We start from the raw sequence: 22,623 nt of genomic DNA, 5'->3' as shown, positions 1-22,623 counted from the left end.
GCTACGTGAGGCCGAAGAACCTTTTCGCGTTGGTGGACAACACCTTACGCTTGGTCTCCTCGTCCAAGCCTTCCGTCGCCTTATTGGCCACTTCGAGGCTTCTGGGCCAGTTGGTGTCGTTGTGAGGGTAGTCGGTCTCGAACATGAGCTGGTCGGGCCCCACGAGATCGAGGATGCGGAAGGCGACCGGGTCGCCGAAGGTGGAGAAGTAAACGCGCCCGGGCACCTGGCTGCTTGGCGGCTCGGTCAGCAGGGGATGGATGCCACCCCAGGCCCGACGGTCCTCCCAGACCTCGTCCACACGCTGCAGGTAGTAGGGGATCCAGCCGGCCTGCGCCTCGGCGAATGCGAGCTTGAGGTTGGGAAATTGGACGAGCTTGGCGGAGAACAGCCAGTCGACCAGCGCGATCGTGCAGTTGACGGCCATGAGCGCGCTGGTGACCACGTGCGGAGAGTCGGGGGAGGACTTGGTGAGCGAGGAGCTCGACCCGATGTGCAGCATGATGCCGACGTGGTTTCGCTCGCAGGCGGCGAAGAACGGATCCCAGTAGCCGCTGTGGATGGACGGTAGGTCGAGGCGGCTGGGCAGCTCCGAGAAGCACACGGCGCGCATGCCTTTGGCGGCGACCCGTTCGACCTCCTTGGCCGCGAGTTCGACGTCCCAGAGCGGGATGATGCCGAGGGGGATCAGCCGACCGTTTGAGCTGGCGCCCCATTCGTCGATCTGGAAGTCGTTGTAGGCCTCGACGCAGAGTTTGGCGAGCTCCTTGTCCTTGCCGTACAGGAAACGTTGGCCGCAGAATCGGACGAGGGTGTTGGGGAAGCACGCTGAGGCCTCGATGCCGGCGATATCCATGTCGGCGAGCCGGTCCGCGGGACGAAAGCAGCCTGGGCGCATCTCGTCGTAGGTGATGGGGTCGGTGGTCAGCTCGTCGAGGTCGTAGCCGGCGGCCGCGCTGATGAGCGGGATCGGGATGACCGCATCCTCGTAGCGCCAGATGTCGGCTTCTCGGCCCTCGTCGTCCTCGACGAACGCGACATCGGACGTGACGCTGGGGTCCATGCGCCCGCGGGTGCGAACGATTCGCGGCCCGATGCCCTGATAGCGCTGGGGCAGGCGGCTCGTCCACAGATCGGCGGGCTCCACCAGGTGGTCATCCGGGGAGACGATCAGAATGTCTGCACTCAAGGCTGTACCCCTTCGGCGGCCGCCTGGGGCTTCAGCTGGCGGCACACTGAGACGGAAAAGAGAATCACCGTTTACACCGTACCCCATCAGCTCGCTGAGGCGCACTCGCGCCCCAACTGCTCGACATGCGGTAGGTCGAAATCCAAACGCGCCGTTGGCCGTGCGGCGCGGGCCAGGAATTCCGCAGGACGGTCACTCCGGTGCCGAGGGGGTGCGTCGACAAGCTAATCCGCTGGAAATCCTGACTTGCCGCAGATGGCAATCGACATACACGTGTAGGTAGATACCACGCGTCGAGCGTCGAGGGCGTATTCTAAACGCACTATGGCTGCGAAGAAGACCGCCGGTCGCGACAGCGAAACCGGCTTGGAACTTGTTGAAAACGACCTCGAGGCGCCCAGCACGTGGCAGCAGCGCACGATCGAGCGGCGCCTGAGCACCGCGAGAGCGCGTGCTCTCGCCCGCAGTTCGCGGTTTCTTGCCACCGCGCTGGAGCTGGTAGAGGAGTCAGGCAAGGCTGACTTCACGATCCAGACGCTCATCGACAGATCGAATCTGAGCCTGCGGGCGTTTTACCAACATTTCGCGGGCAAAGAAGAACTGATGTTGGCGCTTTATGAGAACGTCACGAGTCAGTTCACCGAGGACATCCGGCAAGACGTTGCCGCGGCCGACGGTCCGATGGAACAGCTCGAGGCCTTTTGTCGCGGCGTGTTGTCCCGCGCCGAGTCGTCGGAGGCCGTCGGTGGCCGGGTCGTGACGATCTACAACCTCAGCTTGGAGATCGAGCGGCCGGACGACTTCGCCAAGGTGTGGGAGCCTCACCTGAAGCTGCTGACGAAGATCCTCACGTCATGTGCCCGGGAGGGACTGGTGCGCACGGATCTGACGCCCGCACAGCTGACCACGTTGCTCAACACCACGCTCACCGCACTTGCCCAGATCGGGGTCTTCCATCTGGGTGGCAAGAGCCCAAGGCTCACCGAGGACCAGTTGTGGGCGTGGTGCAAGCAGGCCGTCACACCGCCGGCCACCGACGTCGAGGTCAAGCCGGCGCGCAAGGCAGCGCCCCGCGGCGCATCGGGGCGCAGGACCAAGAAGCTAACGGGGTAGGCCGAGCCCGCGCTGGGCGATGATGGTGCGGTGGACTTCGCTGGTCCCCGCATAGATCGTGGTGCCCAGCGAGAACCGCAGTGAGTGCTCGAACCGTCCGCGTTCGGGTGCGGTCGGCTCGAGATAGCTGCGCAAGCCGTCCGCGCCGACGAGCTCTACGACGTCCTGGCTGGCGCGTTCGAGCGCCTCGGTGCTGAATACCTTCGACATGGAACCCTCGGCCACCGGTGTGTCGCCCTGTTCGAGCATCCACACGCACCGCCGCTGCAAGAGCATCGATACCTCGGCCTCCATCGCGACCCGGGCGAGCCGGCGCCGGACGTCGACATTGGCGATGGGCAGTGAGCCATCGTCGGAAATGGTGGTGGTGGCCCAATGTTCGGCATGCTGTAACAGCCTGATCAAGTGTGGACCCCAGCCCGAGGCGTGTTCATCGCGCAGGGACAGCCCAAGCACCGCCCAGCCCCCGTCGACTTCACCGATTCGCCACTCATCGCCGACGCGGACGTCGCTGTAGAAGGTGATGTTGGTGCGCTCGCCAGAAAGGGTCCACACGGCTTGTGCCTCAAACCCGTTGGAGTCACGCGGCACCAGAAACATCGTCAGCCCCTTGTGTTTCGGCTTTTCGGGGCTGGTGCGCGCCAGCAAGAACACGAAGTCGGCGATATGACCGTTGGTGGTGAACATTTTGGAGCCGTTGATCACCCAGTGGTCGCCGTCGCGAACGGCTCTGGTGGCGGCCGCCGCGACGTCGGACCCGCATTCCGGCTCGGTGAAGCCAAAGGCAATGGTGATGTCGCCATTGATCGCGCCGGGAAGGATGCGGTCCTTCAACGCTGGGGTGCCGATCTCTCGGATGATCGACGCGACCATTCTGGTCGTCTCGGAGAGGTACACCGGCGCATCGAAGCGCATCAGCTCCTCTTTGACGACCTGCTCGTCCCACGCGTTGCGGTTCTGCCCGCCGAGCTCGACCGGCCAGCCGGGCGCGAAATAGCCTTTGTCGACTAGGCCTTTGGCGAACTCGTCGTCGTGCGAGACGCCGCTGCGGTAGATGCGTTCCTCGAATTCAGAAGTCAGCACGTCTTGGAGGTGGGCGCGCACCTCGTTGCGGTAGGCCACCGTATCTGCGTCGAGCTGAAAATGCATCTATGCATGCCAATCTGTCGTCGCGCACGCCGGCCGGGCCGGTCGGTAATGATACTCTCAATTTCGAGAGTAACCATATCCGCACGTGATGGGACCGGCGATCGTGGACCTGAGCTTGACCGGCGAGCAGCGACAGTTGGTGGACTCGTTCGGCGCGCTCTTTGCGCGAGAGTCAACCCCCGAGCGCGTCCGGGCGGCCGAGCCGGTGGGGTTCGACCCCAAGCTCTGGAAGGCGCTGCTGGATATCGGGGCGGTGCAAATGGCAGTCGACGAGGCGACCGGAGGTTGGGGCGCCTCGGAACTGGAACTGGCGCTGATCGCAGAACAGTTCGGCCGCACCGTCGCTTCCGCACCTGTCATTGAAGCGCAAGTCGCCGCCCGGCTGCTGGCCGAGTCAGGCGAGTCTGGAGCGGGGTTGTTGAGCACCGTCCTCGCGGGAGAACGGCTGGTCGCATTCGCACCTCGCGTGGGACATGGCCGGCGAGTGGGGCTGGCGCCCGCAGGGGCGGTGGCAGAGGACGTCATTGTCCTGGCGGAGGGGCGGCTGCTCGCAGTGCCGATCGGCAATAACCGCACAGTGGTGGCAAACCTCGCATCAATGCCCTTGGCGGACATCACAATTGGCAATGACGCTGTGGTGCTCGCCGACGGAGTGCGGGCGCTCGAGATGTTCTCCGGTGCGCTTGACCTGTGGCTCGCCCTGACCGCTGTCGCGTTGGCGGGTGCGGCCAAGAAAGCCGTCGAGATCGGCGTTGACTATGCCAAACAACGGCACGCGTTCGGAACCGCGATCGGCTCTTTCCAGGCGGTGTCGCATCCACTCGCCGACAGCGCCACCGCCGCCGACGGGGCCCGCCTGCTCGGACTGAAGGCGGCGTGCGCATTCGCCGACGAGCCCGATCGCGTTCGCGAACTGGCCGCCATGGCCTTTGGGTTCGCCTACGAAACGGCGCGGGACGCGACGCGGCGCAGCCTGCACATCCACGGCGGCTACGGATTCGGTATGGAGGGTGACATTCAGTTGTATTACCGCCGGGTCCGGGGCTGGGCCATGGTCTTCGGTGATCCCGTCGGCGCTTTGGACCGCGTCGCCGATGCGCGCTACGGGCCGGTGGCCGGGTGATCGCGGGTTACTGGCTGTTGTGTGGCGTCGATTGCCCGGACGACGCGACAGCGGTCATGCGCCGGACCGGACCTGGTCTTTGACCGCCAGGACAACCGGGGGCGCGGTGCGCCAGTTGGGGACGCCCTGCTCCTCGCCGGCGGTGGGAAGTTTGTCGTCGCGGATCTGGGCCCAATGGGAGTGATTGAGTTGGTGCAACGCGAAACATGATTGCAGTGCGTTGTAAAAGCCCATGTTGTCGACGGACTGGTTCACGGATTCCTTGATCAGCAGGGCCGCCATCGTCGGCACTTTGGCGATTCGCCGGGCCAGCTCGAGGGTGCGCTCGGCGAGTTCGTCGCGCTTGAAGATCTTGCTGACCATGCCGAGCCGGTAGGCCTCTTCGATCCCGATCGCGTCGCCGGTCAGCATGAGCTCCTTCGTGCGCCGCGGCCCGAACTCCCAAGGATGGCCGAAGTACTCCATTCCGCACATCCCCAATCGCGTACCGACGACGTCGGCGAAGCGCACCTCTTCGCTTCCGACGATGAGATCACACGCCCAGATCAGCATGAGTCCTGCCGAGAACACGTCGCCGTGTACCTGTGCGACGGTGATCTTGCGAAGGTTGCGCCAGCGCAGGTTGTTCTGGAAAAAGTAGTGCCATTCCTGCAGCATCGTTCTCTCCGCGCCGTCGCGCGTGCCGCCGTTGATCGTCACAGTCCGGTGCTGTTCCGGGCCCGGGCTGAACTCGGCGCGCGCCTGTTTGGAGCCGATATCGTGGCCGGACGAGAACATCGGCCCCTCGCCGGCGAGGATGACGACGCGGACGGTGTCATCGGCCTCGGCGCGGGCAAACGCTTGATCGAGTTCGACAAGCATGCCGCGGTTTTGGGCGTTGCGCTGGTCGGGCCGGTTGAGCGAGATCCGAATGATCATGCCGTCGTCGAAGGTCTCCCACTTCAAGAATTTGTAATCGCTCACCACTGACTCCTGCTTTCTCGGCCGTGTCCGGTAATGGAGTTATCCCTATATGAGAAGATATGTTCTCACGGCTGTGGCCGATGACGGCTGGAAGGGGTGCGGATGGCGGTCGGTCAGCGAAAGCCGCAGGTAATTCTTTGGGGTCCGGGGCAGGTCGGTGTTGGGGCGTTGCGCGCGCTCATCGCACACCCGGGCCTGGCGTTGGCCGGGGTGGTGGTGCACTCGGAAGCGAAGGACGGCAGGGACGCGGGGGAGTTGTGCGGGATGCCGGCGACCGGCATCATCGCCACGCGCGATATCGATGCCGCGTTGTCGACGGACGCGGACGTGGTGGCCTATTTCGCCTCGGGTGACTATCGCTACCGCGAAGCGGCGCAGGACATAGCGCGCTGCCTCCGCGCGGGAAAGGACGTGGTCTGTACCTCCTTGGTGCCCATGTGTTACCCACCGGCGGCCGACAAGGAAACCGTCGAACTGCTTGAGGCGGCTTGTGCTGTGGGCGGCGCCAGCTTCTTCAATAGCGGCGTCGACCCGGGTTGGGCGAATGACGTGATCGCGCTGACCATGACCGGGTTCAGCAGCCGTGTCGACAGCATCACCATGCTCGAGATTCTCGACTACGGCCCGATCAACCAACCCGACATCATGTTCGATTTCATGGGGTTTGGACATGCGCCGGACCATCCGGCGCCTCTATTCGACCCGTCGCGCCTGGCCGCGTTGTGGGCGCCCGTCGTCCATCTGGTCGCCGACGGCGTCGGACTTCCGCTGGACCACGTCGACACATGCATCGAGAAATGGCTGGCCACTGAACGATACGAGGTGGCGTCGGGCTGGATCGAGCCGGGCACGATGGGAGGTATGCGTTTCAAGCTTGCCGGCATCGTAGGAGGCGAGGAGCGTGTCGTGCTGGAACACATCACTCGCATGGGCGAAGCTTCCGCGCCGGATTGGCCGCGGCACCCATCACCGCACGGTGGCTACCGGGTCGTCGTCGACGGTCTGCCCACCTACACCGTCGACATCGACATGCATGGCCGTGGGAACAACATGCGCGGCCTGACCTACGCGACTGTCATGCGCGAACTCAACGCCATCCCCGCCGTGATGGCCGCCCCACCCGGTTTGCTCTCCTCCCTCGATCTGCCTCTGGTCACCGGTCCCGTGCGCGGCGGAACCTGGCGGGGTGTGCCGCCTGCGCGGGTGAGCCCGTGAGCGCGCAGCACGTCGCGCGGACGTCGGCGGACCTCTGGGAGGTCATGCGTACCGCGTCGGCCGTCCGGCGTTATCGCGACGAACCCGTCTCCGACGAAGTGATCGATGCCTGTCTACGCGCGGCGAGTTGGGCTCCGTCCGGCGGTAATCAGCAGCCGTGGAAGTTCGTCGTACTCCGATCAAGTAGCGTGCGCGACGTGATCACGGCAGCGGCCCACCGGACGTGGGACGTGATGACCGAGTTCTATCGGTTTTCGATGCCGGAGGACGAGGCCGACGACCCCAAGTCGCGCGTGCTGCGAACGATGGCCGAGCACATGCGCGTCGGTGGGGCCGCGCCGGTGCTATTGCTGTTCTGCGTACAGCCGCAGCGAGGAACCACCGAACTACAGCAGGGCGGCTCGATCTTTCCCGCCGTGCAGAACTTTCTGCTGGCCGCCCGCGCGCAAGGCCTCGGGGCGGCGATCACCCTGTGGCACGGGTCCTGCGAGGACCAGCTGCGGGCGATGGTCGGAGTTCCCGACGACTGGAAGATCGCGACGTTGCTTACGGTGGGCTGGCCCAAGGGCCGGCACCACCCCGTGCGGCGCAAGCCGCTCGACCAAGTAGCGGCGACCGATCATTGGGATCAGCCCTGGAGGAAGACGACAGGATGAGGACCCGCAGCCCGGAGATCTCCCTCTATCTCCGAACTTTCACCGATGGCCCGCAACATGATTGGCGCGCGATGCTGGCATCGGCACAGGCGATGGACATTGCCGGCATCGACCGTGTCGTGGTTTCCGATCATGTGGTGTTCGGCGAGAACTTGGGGGCCTACGCCGACCCGTCGGTGGGCGGTGCGACCGGCGGTCGCCAGCCCACCGGCCCGGACGGAAGCTGGCTGGAACCCCTTGTGGTCCTGACGGCGATTGCGGCAACCACCAAGCGAATCAGGCTCGGGACGTCGATACTGCTGGCAGCCCTGCGGCGGCCCGCGGTCCTCGCCAAACAGCTCGCGACACTGGACGTGCTTTCCGAGGGCCGCGTCGATCTCGGGGTCGGGGTGGGTTGGCAACGAGAGGAATACGTCGCCGCCGGACTGTCTTTCGCTCGTCGCGGGCGACTGCTGGATCACACGCTCGAGGTCTGCACGACGTTGTGGACCGAGCAACGCGCGTCCTATCAGTCGCCCGAACTGTCCTTCGACGCGATCCACCAGATGCCGAAGCCGGTGCAACCCGGCGGCGTGCCGTGTTGGATCAGCGGAACGGTGAACGACGCAGTCGCACGGCGAATTGCGCGGTTCGGCAGCGGTTGGATTCCTTGGGGCTCGGCGTTCGCCGACCTACCAGCCGCAATCGTGGCGATGAAAGACAAGGTTATCGCCCACGGTGGCGACCCTAGCGATCTCCAGATTCAAGGCGCCGCGCGCGCCGTGAAGGCCGATGACGGCACACTCGACTATTCCGCATCGGTCGCGTCGGTGCCGGCACTGGTCGCCGCAGGCGTCACCGATGTCCGCTTCACCGTCGCGGTGCCAGAGGACGGCGATCGAGCGGTCGAGGTGCTGTCGCCGCTTGTGAAGGCCTTCCGCGACGTCACCCGGTGATGCAGTCGCGGCGCCGCCTGTTCGCACGGAGGTTAAGGATCCGGCATGCAGTTGCGTGATCACGCAGGTTCCGCGAAACCTGCTGTGATTCTTTATCCTTCCGGAACCGTCGTGAGCTTCGCGGGCCTCGAGGCGGGCGCGAACAGACTCGCCCATTTCCTGCGACGGTCCGGTCTCGTCGCCGGTGACACCTTGGCTATTTTGATGGAGAACAACGAACACATCCACGCCGCGATGTGGGCGGCCAAGCGGAGCGGGCTGTACTACACGCTGGTCAATACGCATCTGAGCCACGCCGAGATCGCCTACATCGTGGCGGACAGTGCGGCCACGGCCATCATCTCCTCACGGGCGATGCGGGATGTCTGCCGGGAACTGTCCAACCACCTCGCGGCCGGCCTGCCGCCGATCGCGCTGCTAGCCGACGACGACCTCGGCGGCTGGCGGCGCTATCCCGAATGCGTCGCCCGGGAGCCGTCGACACCTGTCACCGATGAGTGCGACGGGCAGCTGCTGCAGTACTCCGCGGGCAGCACCGGCCGTCCGAAGGGGATCCGCCGCCCGCTGAATCCACCAGGCTCCGGTGTGTCGAGTTCGTCGACACCCGTCTTTGAGGCGCTCGGGGTGAGAAACGACTCGGTGTACTTGAGTCCCGCACCTACCTACCACACCGCGCCCGCCATGTGGACCATGGCCGCGCAAGCCGCCGGCGCGACAACGGTTCTCATGCAGAAGTTTGATGCCGAACATGCCCTGGACTGCATCCAGCGCTACGGTGTGACGCACGCCCAGTTCGTGCCGACGATGTTTGTGCGGATGTTGCGGCTGCCTGAAGAAACCCGGAGCCGCTACGACCTATCGACGTTGCAACGCGTCGTCCACGCCGCCGCGCCATGTCCACCGGAGATCAAACGTCAGATGATCGACTGGTGGGGGCTGATAGTCGACGAGTACTACGGGTCATCGGAAGGGGCGGGTATCTCGTTTATCCGCGCCGAGGAGTGGCTTGCCCACCCGGGTTCGGTGGGCAAGCCCATGCTTGGTACACCCCACATTCTCGATGACGCCGGCGTCGAGCTCGGACCCGGCCAGATCGGTGAAATCTATTACGAGGGCGGCTATCCGTTCGAATACCTCAACGACGAAGCGAAGACCGCGGCGGCTCGAAATCCACGCGGCTGGGTCACCGTTGGCGACATCGGCTATCTCGACGACGAGGGCTACCTGTATCTGACCGATCGCCGCAACCACATGATCATCTCCGGCGGGGTGAACATCTATCCGCAGGAGACCGAGAACCTTCTCGTCAGCCACCCGCTCGTGGTGGACGCCGCCGTGTTCGGCGTGCCGGATCCGGTGATGGGTCAGTCGGTGACTGCCGTGGTGCAGTTGGCGGATCCTCCCCTTGCCTCCACCGCACTGGCCGAAGAGCTAGTAGCGTGGCTTCGCGATCGCCTGGCGCACTACAAGTGTCCGCGGGCCCTGCATTTCGAGGCCCAGTTGCCGCGGACTGATGCCGGCAAGCTCTACAAGCGCCAGCTCATCGCGAAATACGCTCCCGCCGACAGCAAGTCGTAGGCCCAGGGGTGTTGCCGCGCTTGACAATTGGGCGCGGCCGATATCGCTAGTGAAGAGTCGGTAATCGACGCGGGCGTGCCCAAGGGGTACGTTTTCGCCCATGACGTCGCTGCACGGCAAAGTCGTGTTCATCACCGGTGGCGCACGGGGAATCGGGGCCGAGGTCGCCCGCCGGTTGCGCAACAAGGGCGCCAAGCTGGTGCTGACCGACCTCGACAGGCCCGGACTGGCGGCGCTCGCCGCCGAACTCGGCGACGAGCGAGTGCTCACCGCGGTGGCCGACGTGCGCGACCTGCCCGCCATGCAGGTCGCGGCCGCCAAAGCCGTCGAACGCTTCGGCGGCATCGACGTCGTCGTGGCCAACGCCGGCATCGCCAGCTTCGGCTCGCTGTTGCACGTCGACCCGGAGGCGGTCAAGCGGGTGCTGGACGTCAACCTGCTCGGCGTCTTCCACACCGTGCGGGCCACGCTGCCCGCGGTGATCGACCGGCGCGGCTACCTGTTGGTGGTTTCGTCGTTGGCCGCATACGCGGCGGTCCCGGGGTTTGCGCCGTACAACGCGTCGAAGGCCGGCAACGAGATCCTCGCCGACGCGCTGCGGCTCGAGGTCGGCCGCCTCGGTGTCGGTGTCGGCTCGGCGCACATGTCGTGGATCGACACCGCCCTGGTCCGCGATAGCAAGGCCGACATACCCTCTTTTGGCGAACTCATCGCGAAGCTGCCGTGGCCGCTCAACCAGACCACGACCGTCGATCGGTGTGCGGACGCGCTCGTCAAGGGCGTCGAGGGCCGCCAGAGCCGCATCTACTGCCCCCGTTGGGTGCCTCTATTCCGGTGGCTCAAACCGGTCCTGCCCAGGGTCACCGAACTTCTTGTCGGCAAGACCATCGCGGAGCTGTTGCCCCGGATGGACGCCGAGGCCGGCGCGCTCGGCCGCTCGCTCTCCGCGTTCAACGTCGAGTCGCTGCGCGAAACGCGCGATTCGGTGGCTGAGTAGCGCGACTAGTCAGGGGACTATTTGCGACGCCGGCGCAGGTAACGCTCGAACTCGGCGGCCAGCGCGTCGCCGTCGATCTTGCCCAGCGCCTCGTTCATGTCGACCTCGGCGTCGCCGCGCTGCTCCAGCGACGACACGTATTCGGCCAGGTCCTCGTCCTCGGCGGCCATCTCGGTGATCGCCTGTTCCCACTCCTCGGCCTGCGCCGGCAGGTCACCCAGCGGGACCTCGATGTCGAGGACGTCCTCGACGCGGCGCAGCAGTGCCACCGTCGCCTTGGGGTTCGGGGGGTTCGACACGTAATGCGGCACCGCGGCCCAGAACGTCACCGCCGGGATCCCGGCGGCCACGCAGGCGTCCTGGAACACCCCGGCGATGCCGGTCGGTCCCTCGTAGCGGGTCTCCTCGAGGCCGAAGCGTTTCGCCGACTCCGGGGAGTACGCCGCCCCCGAGACGGGCACCGGCCGGGTGTGCGGCGTGTCGGCCAGCAGCGCCCCCAGGATCACAACGGTGTCGACGTTGAGCTTGTCGGCGATGGCCAGCAACTCCGCGCAGAACGTCCGCCAGCGCATGTTGGGCTCCACGCCGTGCATCAGGACGACGTCGCGGTCGCTGCCCGGGGGCCGGCAGTGGGTGATCCGCATCGCCGGCCACACCAGCTCCCGGGTGACCCCGTCGATTTGCCGGATGACCGGGCGATTGACCTGGTAGTCGTAGTAGGCCTCGTCGTCGATCTCCACGATCGGGTCGGCCTCCCAGATGGCGTCCAGGTGTTCGATCGCGTCGCTGGCCGCGTCGCCGGCGTCGTTCCAGCCCTCGAACGCCGCCACGACGATGGTGTTGTGCAGTTCGGGCAGCGCACGGGCTTCCGGGCCACGATCCGGCAGAGTCACAGAAATCAGCGTACGGCCTGCCGCAAACCGCCCGCGCCGTTCCGCCAGGCTTGCCTGGCAGAGACTTTTCAACCGCTGGGCGTATTGCATAGGGCGACTATCCTTATGGCGTGAGTGCCGCCAACGAACACACCTCAGAAATACGTTCGGCTGCAAACTGGTTAACCTGGGTAACTATCACGTCGCCGACGAATTCTGCGAGCTGTCAATCGCGGCGATGAGTTGGGCGTCCAGACGTCGATCGGGTGACGACGTAGACTTTCCTGGTCGAGAGGCGTTGCAACGGCTATTTAGGGGCCCCGGGGCCCCTGGTATCCGCCACGCTCGGCAGAGTCAAGGACGCCTTCCGCTACGGAAGGAATGCACGTGAACTCCTCTGAGCCGAAAACCTTCGCGCCGAACATCCGCCCCGACTGCACCGACGCACTGACGGCCGCTCTGCGCCAGCGGATCGTGGTGATCGACGGCGCGATGGGCACGGCGATCCAGCGGGACCGCCCGGACGAGGCCGGCTACCGCGGCGACCGGTTCACGGAGTGGCCGACCGCCCTACAGGGCAACAACGACCTGCTCAACCTGACGCAGCCGCAGATCATCGCCGGTATCCACCGCGAGTACCTCGAGGCGGGCGCCGACATCCTGGAGACCAACACCTTCAACGCGAACGCGATCTCGCTCTCCGACTACGGCATGCAGGAACTGGCCTACGAGCTGAACTACGCCGGCGCCGCCCTGGCCCGCAAGGCCGCCGACGAGTACAGCACCCCGGAGAAGCCCCGCTACGTGGCCGGGGCGATCGGGCCGACGACACGGACCGCGTCGATCTCGCCGGACGTCAACGACCCTGGGGCCCGCAACGTCACTTACGACCAGCTGGTCGCCGCCTACCTCGAAGCCGCCAACGGCCTGGTCGACGGCGGTGTTGACCTGCTCATCATCGAGACGATCTTCGACTCACTGAACGCCAAGGCGGCGGTGTTCGCCGTCGAGACGCTGTTCGAGGAGCGTGGGCGCCGCTGGCCGTTGATCATCTCGGGCACCATCACCGACGCGTCCGGGCGGACGTTGTCCGGGCAGGTCACCGAGGCGTTCTGGAACTCGATCCGGCACGCGAAGCCGCTCGCGGTCGGCCTCAACTGCGCCCTGGGAGCCCCGGAGATGAGGCCCTACATCGCCGAAGTGTCGCGGATCGCGGACACCTTCGTCTCCTGCTACCCGAACGCCGGCCTGCCCAACGCCTTCGGCGAGTACGACGAGACCCCGGAGCGTCAGGCCGGCTACATCGCCGACTTCGCCGACGCCGGCCTGGTCAACCTGGTCGGTGGTTGCTGCGGGACGGCGCCGCCGCACATCGCCGAGATCGCCAAGGTGGTCGAGGGCAAGCCGCCGCGCGAGGTGCCGAAAATCGAGGTGGCCACCCGGCTTTCGGGCCTGGAGCCGCTCAACATCACCGACGACTCCCTGTTCGTCAACATCGGTGAGCGCACCAACATCACCGGCTCCGCGCGGTTCCGCAACCTGATCAAGGCCGAGGACTACGACACCGCGCTGTCGGTCGCCCTGCAGCAGGTCGAGGTCGGTGCGCAGGTCATCGACATCAACATGGACGAGGGCATGATCGACGGCGTCGCCGCGATGGACCGGTTCACCAAGCTGATCGCGGCCGAGCCGGACATCAGCCGCGTCCCGGTGATGATCGACTCCTCCAAATGGGAGGTCATCGAGGCGGGCCTGAAGAACGTGCAGGGCAAGCCGATCGTCAACTCGATCTCCATGAAGGAGGGCGAGGAGAAGTTCGTCCGCGAGGCCCGGCTGTGCCGCAAATACGGCGCCGCCGTCGTCGTGATGGCCTTCGACGAGCAGGGGCAGGCCGACAACCTGGAGCGCCGCAAGGAGATCTGCGGGCGGGCCTACCGGATCCTGACCGAAGAGGTCGGCTTCCCGCCCGAGGACATCATCTTCGACCCGAACTGCTTCGCGCTGGCGACCGGCATCGAGGAGCACGCCACCTACGGGATCGACTTCATCGAGGCCTGCGCCTGGATCAAGGAAAACCTGCCCGGCGTGCACATCTCCGGCGGTATCTCGAACGTGTCGTTCTCGTTCCGCGGCAACAACCCCGTCCGCGAGGCGATCCACTCGGTGTTCCTGTTCCACGCCATCAAGGCCGGCCTGGACATGGGCATCGTCAACGCCGGCGCGCTGGTGCCCTACGACTCGATCGATCCCGAGCTGCGGGACCGCATCGAGGACGTCGTCCTGAACCGTCGCGAAGACGCGGCCGAACGACTGCTGGAGATCGCCGAGCGGTTCAACAGCAAGGGCACCGACGAGGACCCCAAGGCGGCCGAGTGGCGCAGCCTGCCGGTCCGGGAACGGATCACGCACGCCCTGGTCAAGGGCATCGACGCCCACGTCGACGCCGACACCGAGGAGTTGCGCGCCGAGATCGCCGCCGCGGGTGGTCGTCCGATCGAGGTGATCGAGGGCCCGCTGATGGACGGCATGAACGTCGTCGGTGACCTCTTCGGCTCGGGCAAGATGTTTTTGCCCCAGGTGGTGAAGTCGGCCCGAGTAATGAAGAAGGCCGTCGCGTACCTGCTGCCGTTCATCGAGGCGGAGAAAGAAGAGTCCGGCGCGGCTGACTCCAAGGACACCAACGGCACGATCGTCATGGCGACCGTGAAGGGCGACGTGCACGACATCGGCAAGAACATCGTCGGGGTTGTCCTGCAGTGCAACAACTTCGAGGTGATCGACCTCGGTGTGATGGTGCCCGCCGAGAAGATCCTGCACGCGGCCAAGGAGCACGACGCCGACATCATCGGGCTGTCCGGACTGATCACCCCGTCGCTGGACGAGATGGTCAACTTCGCCGTGGAGATGGAGCGCGAGGGTCTGGAAATTCCGCTTCTGATCGGTGGTGCGACAACCTCGCGCGCCCACACGGCCGTGAAGGTGGCGCCGCGTCGCAGCGGTCCGGTGGTCTGGGTCAAGGACGCGTCGCGTTCGGTGCCGGTGGCCGCCGCGCTCCTCGACGACAAGCAGCGTCCGGCCCTGCTGGAGGCCACCGAGAAGGACTACGCATCGCTGCGCGAACGGCACGCCCAGAAGAACGAGCGGCCGACGCTGACGCTCGAGAAAGCCCGTGCGAACCGGACGCCGATTGATTGGGACGGCTATACGCCGCCGGTCCCGGCTATCGGTGTGGGAGTGCGGGAGTTTCAGGACTACGACCTCGCCGAGTTGCGCGAATACATCGACTGGCAGCCGTTTTTCAATGCCTGGGAGATGAAGGGCCGGTTCCCCGACATCCTCAACAACCCCACCTCGGGTGAGGCGGCCCGCAAGCTCTACGACGACGCCCAGCAGATGCTCGACACCCTGATCAAGGAGAAGTGGCTCACGGCCAACGGGGTCATCGGCTTCTTCCCGGCCAATTCAGTCCGGTCGGGTGTTGAAGACATCGAGGTCTACACCGACGACACCCGCACCGAGGTGCTCACCACGCTGCACAACCTGCGCCAGCAGGGCGAACACCGGGACGGCATCCCGAACCGGTCGCTGGGCGACTACATTGCGCCCAAAGAATCGGGGCTCCGGGACTACATCGGCGCCTTCGCGGTCACCGCGGGGCTGGGCAGCCAGGACAAAATCGCGGAGTTCAAGGCCGCCCTCGACGACTACAGCGCGATCCTGCTGGAGTCGATCGCCGACCGGCTGGCGGAGGCGTTCGCCGAACGGATGCACGAGCGGGTGCGCAAGGAGTTCTGGGCATATCAGCCGGACGAGCAGCTGGACAACGAGGCACTCATCGACGAGAAGTACGTGGGGATCCGCCCCGCGCCGGGCTACCCGGCCTGCCCGGAGCACACCGAAAAGGTGACGCTCTGGAAGTTGATGGACGTCAAGGAGCGGACCGGTATCGAGCTGACCGAGTCGATGGCGATGTGGCCCGGTGCCGCCGTCAGCGGCTGGTACTTCTCGCACCCGCAATCGCAGTACTTCGTGGTCGGGCGGCTGGCCCAGGACCAGGTCGCCGACTACGCCAAGCGCAAGGGCTGGACCCTGCAGGAAGCCGAGCGCTGGCTCGCCCCCAACCTCGGCTACAACCCGGAGGACTGACGCACGACGTTCAGGACGGCCGTCCCGGTGGCCGACCGGAGGTCCACGTGACGTGCATGGCTGTCCGGGCGATGCGCCAGCCGGCGGGTTCGCGGACGAACTCGGCCTCACACCAGGTGCCGCTGGTGAACAGATCGCCTTCGGGGTGAACGTGATGGTTGACCTGGTTCCAGCGCGCCGATGCTCCACTGCCGCCAGGGTCCGCGTCGACGAGATAATTCAAGCCGAGGTGTTGGGTGCGGGCGAACTGCAGCACGCCGCGGCGTGTGTTGGCGACGATCGAATCAATCCCCTCGGCGTTCCCGATGGGAAACGTGACGACCGCATCCTCGGTGAAAAACCCACGCGCCCAGTCCTCGTCGAATTTGCGCTCGTCCAGTGAGCACAGGTATCGGTCCACCAGTTCGGCGATTTCGCTCTTGATGCCAATGTCCATGAGGGCGAGGCTAAAACTTCAACAATGCTTTAGGTCAAGTCGCTACTGAGGTGCTTCGTCACTCCACGTCTGCGGCAGCATCGGCTCCCGCACGGCGTCGCCGAGATCGCCGCCTTGCAACCGGGTGAGTCCTTTCGCTTCCGCCGCAACCGGATTCGGGACGGTTCCGGCGAAGCCCAGCGTCCCCGAGCCGGCTGCGGAGACGACGACGGCCTCGGCTTCCGGCGGGTCGGCCGATAACGTCCCGCGCCCGTCGTCGTCCAGGTATTCAAAGCGGTACTTGCGGGCCTGCCGGCGTGCGGTGGCGGTTCGCTTCGCCCTCGCCTGGTCGCTGTCCGTCGCAACAGAGGCGGCGGCCGCGGCGGCGCCCGCGCTGAGGGCGGCAGCGGCTCCGGTCCTGGAGACCGGAGTGAAGCCCTCGCCGTCGGGGCCGCCGCCGACCACATAGCAGCCTTCGGCGGCCGGCAGGCCCGCGGGCGTGGGGGAGGCCGGCACCGCGGAGCTGCCCGACGCACCGGTCGGGGCCTTGGCCGGCGCGCCGGTTTCCGCGCCCGCCAGCGTGAATCCGGTCGTCGCCGGCCAGCTTTGGCGCGCGGCGGAGCCCATGGCCAGCGGCCCGGAAGCGCCCGTGGCGTCGAGGCCGGCAAGGCCGGCCAGCCCGGCGAGCCCGACGGGCAACAGAAAGGGCCCGAGCGCCGGGGTGAACGGTCCGAAGTAGATCAGCGGGTCCAGCACGGAGTACGCGAGGATCGTGAAGACTTCGCTGGACACCAGGGAGATCAACGCGTCGAGCGCCTGGGTGACGACGCCGCCCAGCGGACCCGGCAAGATTTGCCCGGCCACGCTTTGCAGGCCGTTGAGCAAATCCTTGAGGAACTGGAGGATCAACTTCGTCGGGTCCGGGAAGCTGCCGGCGCCGGACGTCGCGGCAGCGCTGACGATCCGCGGCGCAGGTGAGGTTGCGGGCGTCGCCGCGAGGCTTTCCGCCGAGACCGCTTGATAGGCGCTCATTGCGGCGGCCGCCTGCACCCACATGCGCAGGTAGTCGGCTTCGTTGAGCGCGATCGGGATGGTGTTGACCCCGAAGAAGTTCGTGGCGACCAAAACGGCGTGCACCGCGTGGTTGGCCGCCAGCTCGGCGAGCGTGGGCATCGCGGCCAACGCGGACGTATACCCGGCGGCCGCCGATTCGTGCCCGGTTGCCGCTGCCGTCGCCACCGCGTTCGCCTCACTCAGCCAAAACAGGAACGGTTGGTGGGCCGCGACGAATCGCTCGGCGCTGGGCCCCGCCCACGCGGCGCTCCGCACCGCCGCCAGCAGCCCGGTGAGCTCGGTTGCGGCGCAGTCATATTCGGTGGCCAAGGCGCGCCATGCCGCGGCCGCACCTAGCAGCGGCCCGGGACCCGCGCCCGTCGAGAGCAGCGCCGAGTGCACTTCAGGGGGAAGGGCGAACCACATCGGGAAGGTCACGGCCGACCAGCTCCTTCGACATGCGGACAATATGGTTAGGCTAACCTACATTAGGTTGCCCTAACTTGTCGCGCGTCCGCGTGAAACCGCCGTGACTTCGCCGGCCGGCACGTGGAACAATCGCTGGCCGTGAAGACCTTCGAGGATCTGTTCGCCGAACTCGGCGATCGCGCCCGTACCCGACCGGCAGGCAGCGCCACGGTCGCGGCGCTGGACGGCGGCATACACGGGCTGGGCAAGAAGATCCTGGAGGAGGCCGGCGAGGTGTGGCTGGCCGCCGAACACGAACCCGACGACGCGCTGGCCGAAGAGATCAGCCAGTTGCTGTACTGGACGCAGGTGCTGATGATCGCGCGCGGACTGACCCTCGACGACGTCTACCGGAAGCTGTGAGCATGCTGCGCGTTGCGGTTCCCAACAAAGGCACGCTGAGCGAGCCGGCCAGCGAGATCCTCTCGGAGGCCGGCTACCGTCGCCGCACCGATTCCAAGGACCTCACCGTCATCGACCCCGTCAATCAGGTCGAGTTTTTCTTCCTGCGGCCCAAAGACATTGCGATCTACGTGGGTTCGGGGGAGTTGGACTTCGGCATCACCGGTCGGGACCTGGTGCGCGATTCCGACGCACCGGTGCGCGAACGCCTGGCGTTGGGTTTCGGGTCGTCGAGCTTCCGCTATGCCGGTCCGGCCGGGCGTGACTGGACGACGGCCGACCTGGCCGGCAAACGGATCGCCACCGCTTACCCGAACCTGGTCCGAAAAGACTTGGCGGAAAAGGGCATTGAGGCCACCGTCATCCGGCTCGACGGCGCGGTGGAGATTTCGGTGCAGCTCGGCGTGGCCGACGCCATCGCCGACGTCGTGGGCTCGGGGCGCACCCTGAGCCTGCACGACCTGGTGGCGTTCGGTGAGCCGCTGTGCGATTCGGAGGCGGTGCTGATCGAGCGCGCCGACGACGACGGACACGGCGAGACCAAGGCCGTCCGCGATCAGCTGGTGGCGCGGGTCCAGGGTGTGGTGTTCGGCCAGCAATACCTGATGCTCGACTACGACTGCCCGCGTTCGGTGCTGGACAAGGCCACGTCGATCACGCCGGGATTGGAATCGCCCACGATCGCGCCGCTCGCCGATCCGGATTGGGTGGCGATCCGCGCCCTGGTGCCGCGCCGTGGCGTCAACGAGATCATGGACGAACTCGCCGCCATCGGCGCCAAGGCGATTCTGGCGTCCGACATCAGGTTCTGCCGGTTCTGAGCATCGTGCCGCGCCCGCGGCTGTGTTAGCGTCCGCTCTGGGGCTGATGAATAACCAACGCCCGTTTTCTCCGTGGGCTGTCATCCCTTACCGTTGCCGCGCTGTTCGTCCCCCAGGAGGGTCCTCGTGACACATGCGCTTATTCTGCTGCTGGCTTTAGGGATTGGTGTCGTCGCCGGGTTGCGTTCGCTGACGGCTCCCGCCGTCGTCGCCTGGGGTGCGTACCTCGGGTGGCTCGACCTGCACGGCACGTGGGCGTCGTGGATGGGCAACATCATTACCGCGATCGTCTTCACGGTGCTCGCCGTCGGGGAACTCGTCAACGACAAGCTGCCCAAGACGCCGGCCCGCACGGCGCCCCCGATCTTCGCCGCCCGGATCATCACGGGCGGGCTGGCCGGCGCGGTGCTGGGCGCGTGGCCGCACTGGACCTTCTCCGCGCTCGGCGCCGGCATCATCGGGGCGGTGCTCGGCACCTTCGGCGGCTATCAGGCGCGCAAGCGGCTGGCCGCCGTGGCCGGCAAGGATCTGCCGATCGCGCTGCTCGAGGACGCGGTCGCGATCTTCGGCGGGTTCGCCATCGTGGCGGTGACGGGTCACGTTCTGACGGAATACATCCTGACGGCGGTTAAGTGACGGAGCGCTTCGACGCGATCATCGTCGGCGCCGGGCAGGCCGGCCCCCCGCTGGCGGGCCGGCTGACCGCGGCCGGGCAGCGCGTCGCGGTCATCGAGCGCAAGCTCGTCGGCGGCACCTGCGTCAACACCGGATGCATCCCGACCAAGACCCTGGTGGCCAGCGCGCACGCCGCCCACTTGGCCCGGCGCGGCGCGGAATACGGCGTGGGGACGGGGTCGATCAGCGTAGACATGGCGAAGGTCAAGGCGCGCAAGGACGACATCATGCTGGCCGACCGCAAGGGCGTCGAGAGCTGGCTGGAGGGCATGGCGGGCTGCACCCTGATTCGCGGTCACGCCCGCTTCACCGACCCGCACACGATCAGCGTGAACGGCGACCCTCTGCACGGCGAGCGGATCTTCCTCAACGTCGGCGGCCGCGCCGTGGTGCCCGACATCCCGGGACTGTCCGACGTCGACTACCTCACTAACGTGTCGATCCTCGAACTCGACACGGTGCCATCGCATCTCGTCATCGTCGGCGGCAGCTACATCGCGCTGGAGTTCGCGCAGATGTACCGGCGCTTCGGGGCCCGGGTGACCGTGGTCGAGCGCGGGCCGCGGCTGGCGTCCCGCGAGGACGAGGACGTCTCCGCCACGGTCCGGGAGATCCTCGAGGCCGAGGGCATCGACATCGTCGCCGGCGCCGACGACGTGCGAATCACCAAGACGGACAACGGTTTTGAATTGACGCCCCGAGCCGGTGCCGAGCCCATCGCCGGCAGCCATCTGCTGGTGGCGGTGGGGCGGCGACCCAACACCGACGACTTGGGCCTCGAGGCGGCCGGGGTGCAGACCGACCGCGGCTACATCGTCGTCGACGACCAGCTCAAGACCAACGTCGACCACATCTGGGCGATGGGCGACTGCAACGGCAAGGGCGCCTTCACCCACACCTCGTACAACGATTTCGAGATCGTGGCCGCCAATCTTCTCGACGACGATCCCCGCCGCGTGAGCGACCGCATCACCACCTATGCGCTCTACATCGACCCGCCGCTGGGTCGTGCGGGCATGACCGTCAGCCAGGTCCGCGCGTCCGGGCGCAAGGCGCTGGTCGGCAAGCGGCCGATGACCCGCGTCGGCCGGGCGGTGGAAAAGGGTGAGACGCAAGGCTTTATGAAGGTGGTGGTGGACGCCGAGACCGACCAGATCCTGGGGGCCGCCATCCTCGGCGTCGGCGGCGACGAGGCGATCCACGCCATCCTGGATGTCATGTCGGCCAAGGCGCCGTACACGACGCTGTCGCGCACCATGCACATCCACCCGACGGTCAGCGAGCTGATTCCCACGATGCTGCAGGAGATGTCGCCGCTCGACTAGCCGAATGAGTTAAGGCGCTTTTGCGTACCTGCGCACGACGTCGTCCTCGCCGAACGAGCTCGTGTACTGCTGGCCGTGAGCGTCGCGGCCGAAGAAGGTCCAGCGCTGTGGGCTGGTCTGCGGTCCGCTGATGATCTTGACCGTGTAACGAAGCTCAGTGCGGTTCGCCGTACCGATGACGTCACCGACGCGAACCTTGGACGGATGAATTTGCTGTTCGGCCATGATTTCCCTAACGGTGGGTAGTCGTTGCGGGGCGCCGAGAGCGGCGGCGTCTGCTACGCGCCGCGGGCGGACGGTTGGAGGGCGCCGCGACGGGCGCGACGGCCTTGCGGGGCCCGGCCGGGCCGACCAGGGCGTGGATGGCGGGGGAGGCCGCGCTGACCCGCTGCGGCACCGCACGAATGGCCGCCTTGCGCATCATCGACTCGGTGTCCCGGCGCTGCTCGGGCAGCACGATGGTGACGACGTCACCGGAGGCGCCTGCCCGGGCCGTGCGGCCGGATCGGTGGAGGTAGGCCTTGTGCTCGGCGGGCGGGTCGACGTGCACGACCAGTTCGATGTCGTCCACGTGCACGCCGCGCGCGGCGATGTCGGTCGCCACCAGCACCCGGGCGTGGCCGGCGGCGAACGCCGCCAGGTTTCGGTCGCGTGCGGGCTGGGAGAGGTTGCCGTGCAGCTCCACCGACGCGATGCCCGATTGGGTGAGCTGGCGGGCCAGCTTTCGCGCCTGGTGCTTGGTCCTCATGAAGAGGATTCGCCGGGACTCTCCCGAGGCCAACCGGTGCACCAACTCCCTCTTGGCGTCGATCCCGTCGACGCAGAAGATGTGATGCGTCATCTCGGGGACCGACGACGTCGCCTCCACCACCGACCGCGTCACCGGATCGGTGAGGAATCGCTTGACCAGGGTGTCGACGGCGGCGTCCAGGGTGGCCGAAAACAGCATGCGCTGGCCCTTGGCGGGCGTGGCCGCCAGGATGCGGGTGACGGTCGGCAGGAAACCGAGGTCGGCCATGTGGTCGGCTTCGTCGATGACCGTGACCTGAACGGCGTCCAGGCTGATCACGCGTTGCTTCATCAGGTCGTCAAGGCGGCCGGGGCAGGCCACGACGATGTCGATGCCCGCCCTCAGCGCCGCGGCTTGCCTGTTCTGCGAAACCCCGCCGAAGATCGTGGCAACCCGCAGGCCCCGCACCTTGGCGAGGGGCTCGATGGTCGCGGCGATCTGGGTCGCCAGCTCCCGGGTGGGTGCCAGGACGAGCCCGGTGGGACGGCCCGGTCGGCGGTCAGCCGGGTCGAGCCGACTGACCAGCGGGATCGAGAAGGCGAGCGTCTTGCCGCTACCGGTCTTGCCGCGGCCCAGCACGTCGCGGCCGGCCAGCGTGTCCGGCAGCGTCTGCACTTGTATCGGGAACGGGTGGCGGACGCCTCGCGCGACGAGCGCGTCAACCACCGGCGGGCTCACGCCGAGGTGAGCAAAACTATTGTCTTCCAGCATGTTTCAGTGTTCCTAAAGCTTCGGTGG

20 protein-coding genes are annotated in these 22,623 nt (G+C 66.6%); 12 read left to right on the top strand and 8 right to left on the bottom strand.

What is annotated here, in order from left to right; all coding sequences use genetic code 11:
• Nucleotide 1 precedes the first annotated feature (1 nt).
• On the bottom strand, nt 2–1,189 hold the full coding sequence (locus A9X00_RS04605; RefSeq protein WP_067149681.1) for an amidohydrolase family protein: 1,188 nt from the start codon (nt 1,187–1,189) through the stop codon (nt 2–4).
• 324 nt (nt 1,190–1,513) lie between these two features.
• On the opposite strand from A9X00_RS04605, the gene A9X00_RS04600 reads away from it, so the two are divergent.
• On the top strand, nt 1,514–2,302 hold the full coding sequence (locus tag A9X00_RS04600; RefSeq protein ID WP_067149679.1) for a TetR/AcrR family transcriptional regulator: 789 nt from the start codon (nt 1,514–1,516) through the stop codon (nt 2,300–2,302).
• Here the strand turns inward: A9X00_RS04600 and A9X00_RS04595 are convergent.
• Complete coding sequence (locus tag A9X00_RS04595) at nt 2,291–3,451, bottom strand: acyl-CoA dehydrogenase family protein (RefSeq protein WP_067149677.1); 1,161 nt, start codon at nt 3,449–3,451, stop codon at nt 2,291–2,293. The two genes, A9X00_RS04600 and A9X00_RS04595, sit on opposite strands and share 12 nt — an antisense overlap.
• Nucleotides 3,452–3,554: 103 nt before the next feature.
• On the opposite strand from A9X00_RS04595, the gene A9X00_RS04590 reads away from it, so the two are divergent.
• Nucleotides 3,555–4,574 carry an acyl-CoA dehydrogenase family protein gene (locus A9X00_RS04590; protein WP_067149924.1) on the top strand — a complete coding sequence of 340 codons (1,020 nt, stop codon included), beginning with the start codon at nt 3,555–3,557 and terminating at the stop codon, nt 4,572–4,574.
• A 54-nt stretch (nt 4,575–4,628) separates the two neighbouring features.
• Here A9X00_RS04590 and A9X00_RS04585 read toward each other — a convergent pair whose 3' ends face one another.
• Complete coding sequence (locus A9X00_RS04585; protein ID WP_067149675.1) at nt 4,629–5,537, bottom strand: enoyl-CoA hydratase; 909 nt, start codon at nt 5,535–5,537, stop codon at nt 4,629–4,631.
• 102 nt (nt 5,538–5,639) lie between these two features.
• On the opposite strand from A9X00_RS04585, the gene A9X00_RS04580 reads away from it, so the two are divergent.
• From A9X00_RS04580 to A9X00_RS04560, 5 genes are all read left to right on the top strand, one after another.
• Nucleotides 5,640–6,752 (top strand): dihydrodipicolinate reductase, encoded by a 1,113-nt coding sequence (locus A9X00_RS04580; RefSeq protein WP_067149673.1) that lies wholly within the window; start codon nt 5,640–5,642, stop codon nt 6,750–6,752.
• Nucleotides 6,753–6,796: 44 nt separating this feature from the next.
• Nucleotides 6,797–7,408 carry a nitroreductase family protein gene (locus tag A9X00_RS04575; protein ID WP_067149921.1) on the top strand — a complete coding sequence of 204 codons (612 nt, stop codon included), beginning with the start codon at nt 6,797–6,799 and terminating at the stop codon, nt 7,406–7,408.
• Nucleotides 7,405–8,343, top strand: a complete 939-nt coding sequence (locus tag A9X00_RS04570) for a TIGR03619 family F420-dependent LLM class oxidoreductase (RefSeq protein ID WP_067149671.1) — start codon at nt 7,405–7,407, stop codon at nt 8,341–8,343. The genes A9X00_RS04575 and A9X00_RS04570 overlap by 4 nt, the downstream gene beginning before the upstream one ends.
• Nucleotides 8,344–8,388: 45 nt before the next feature.
• On the top strand, nt 8,389–9,921 hold the full coding sequence (fadD4, locus tag A9X00_RS04565; RefSeq protein ID WP_067149670.1) for a fatty-acid--CoA ligase FadD4: 1,533 nt from the start codon (nt 8,389–8,391) through the stop codon (nt 9,919–9,921).
• Nucleotides 9,922–10,021: 100 nt separating this feature from the next.
• Nucleotides 10,022–10,918, top strand: a complete 897-nt coding sequence (locus tag A9X00_RS04560; RefSeq protein WP_067149667.1) for an SDR family oxidoreductase — start codon at nt 10,022–10,024, stop codon at nt 10,916–10,918.
• Nucleotides 10,919–10,935: 17 nt separating this feature from the next.
• Here the strand turns inward: A9X00_RS04560 and A9X00_RS04555 are convergent, their stop codons facing one another.
• The gene (locus A9X00_RS04555) at nt 10,936–11,805 is read right to left on the bottom strand and encodes a PAC2 family protein (protein WP_232006674.1); all 870 of its coding nucleotides are present in this window, start codon (nt 11,803–11,805) and stop codon (nt 10,936–10,938) included.
• 372 nt (nt 11,806–12,177) lie between these two features.
• Between A9X00_RS04555 and metH the strand changes: the two genes are divergently transcribed.
• Nucleotides 12,178–15,936, top strand: coding sequence for a methionine synthase (gene metH / locus A9X00_RS04550; protein ID WP_369830712.1), 3,759 nt, complete (start codon nt 12,178–12,180; stop codon nt 15,934–15,936).
• Nucleotides 15,937–15,946: 10 nt separating this feature from the next.
• Here the strand turns inward: metH and A9X00_RS04545 are convergent, their stop codons facing one another.
• Both A9X00_RS04545 and A9X00_RS04540 read right to left on the bottom strand, forming a co-directional pair.
• Entirely contained in the window at nt 15,947–16,372 is a 426-nt protein-coding gene (locus tag A9X00_RS04545; protein ID WP_067149654.1) for a nuclear transport factor 2 family protein, read from the bottom strand.
• A 42-nt stretch (nt 16,373–16,414) separates the two neighbouring features.
• A complete protein-coding gene (locus tag A9X00_RS04540; RefSeq protein ID WP_067149653.1) occupies nt 16,415–17,842 on the bottom strand; it encodes a PPE family protein in 1,428 nt (475 codons plus the stop codon).
• Between the two features lie 111 nt (nt 17,843–17,953).
• On the opposite strand from A9X00_RS04540, the gene A9X00_RS04535 reads away from it, so the two are divergent.
• The 4 genes from A9X00_RS04535 (at nt 17,954) to A9X00_RS04520 (ending at nt 21,095) form a co-directional block, all read left to right on the top strand.
• Entirely contained in the window at nt 17,954–18,235 is a 282-nt protein-coding gene (locus A9X00_RS04535; protein WP_067149652.1) for a phosphoribosyl-ATP diphosphatase, read from the top strand.
• A gap of 2 nt (nt 18,236–18,237) precedes the next feature.
• The gene (hisG, locus tag A9X00_RS04530; RefSeq protein ID WP_067149647.1) at nt 18,238–19,095 is read left to right on the top strand and encodes an ATP phosphoribosyltransferase; all 858 of its coding nucleotides are present in this window, start codon (nt 18,238–18,240) and stop codon (nt 19,093–19,095) included.
• 126 nt (nt 19,096–19,221) lie between these two features.
• The gene (locus tag A9X00_RS04525; protein ID WP_067149643.1) at nt 19,222–19,731 is read left to right on the top strand and encodes a DUF4126 domain-containing protein; all 510 of its coding nucleotides are present in this window, start codon (nt 19,222–19,224) and stop codon (nt 19,729–19,731) included.
• Entirely contained in the window at nt 19,728–21,095 is a 1,368-nt protein-coding gene (locus tag A9X00_RS04520; protein WP_067149642.1) for an FAD-containing oxidoreductase, read from the top strand. The genes A9X00_RS04525 and A9X00_RS04520 overlap by 4 nt, the downstream gene beginning before the upstream one ends.
• Before the next feature lie 9 nt (nt 21,096–21,104).
• On the opposite strand, the gene A9X00_RS04515 is transcribed toward A9X00_RS04520, so the two are convergent.
• Together A9X00_RS04515 and A9X00_RS04510 are read right to left on the bottom strand one after the other, a co-directional pair.
• Nucleotides 21,105–21,320 carry a hypothetical protein gene (locus A9X00_RS04515; protein ID WP_066937475.1) on the bottom strand — a complete coding sequence of 72 codons (216 nt, stop codon included), beginning with the start codon at nt 21,318–21,320 and terminating at the stop codon, nt 21,105–21,107.
• Between the two features lie 7 nt (nt 21,321–21,327).
• Nucleotides 21,328–22,596: a DEAD/DEAH box helicase gene (locus A9X00_RS04510; RefSeq protein ID WP_067149641.1), complete on the bottom strand. Its 1,269-nt coding sequence runs from the start codon at nt 22,594–22,596 to the stop codon at nt 21,328–21,330.
• Nucleotides 22,597–22,623: the final 27 nt, after the last annotated feature.

Origin of the sequence: Mycobacterium sp. 1245805.9 (assembly GCF_001672915.1) — a bacterium.
In the GTDB taxonomy this organism is placed as follows: domain Bacteria; phylum Actinomycetota; class Actinomycetes; order Mycobacteriales; family Mycobacteriaceae; genus Mycobacterium.
The sequence above is the reverse complement of the archived record's forward strand: the minus strand, read 5'-3'. Positions and strand labels throughout refer to the sequence as shown.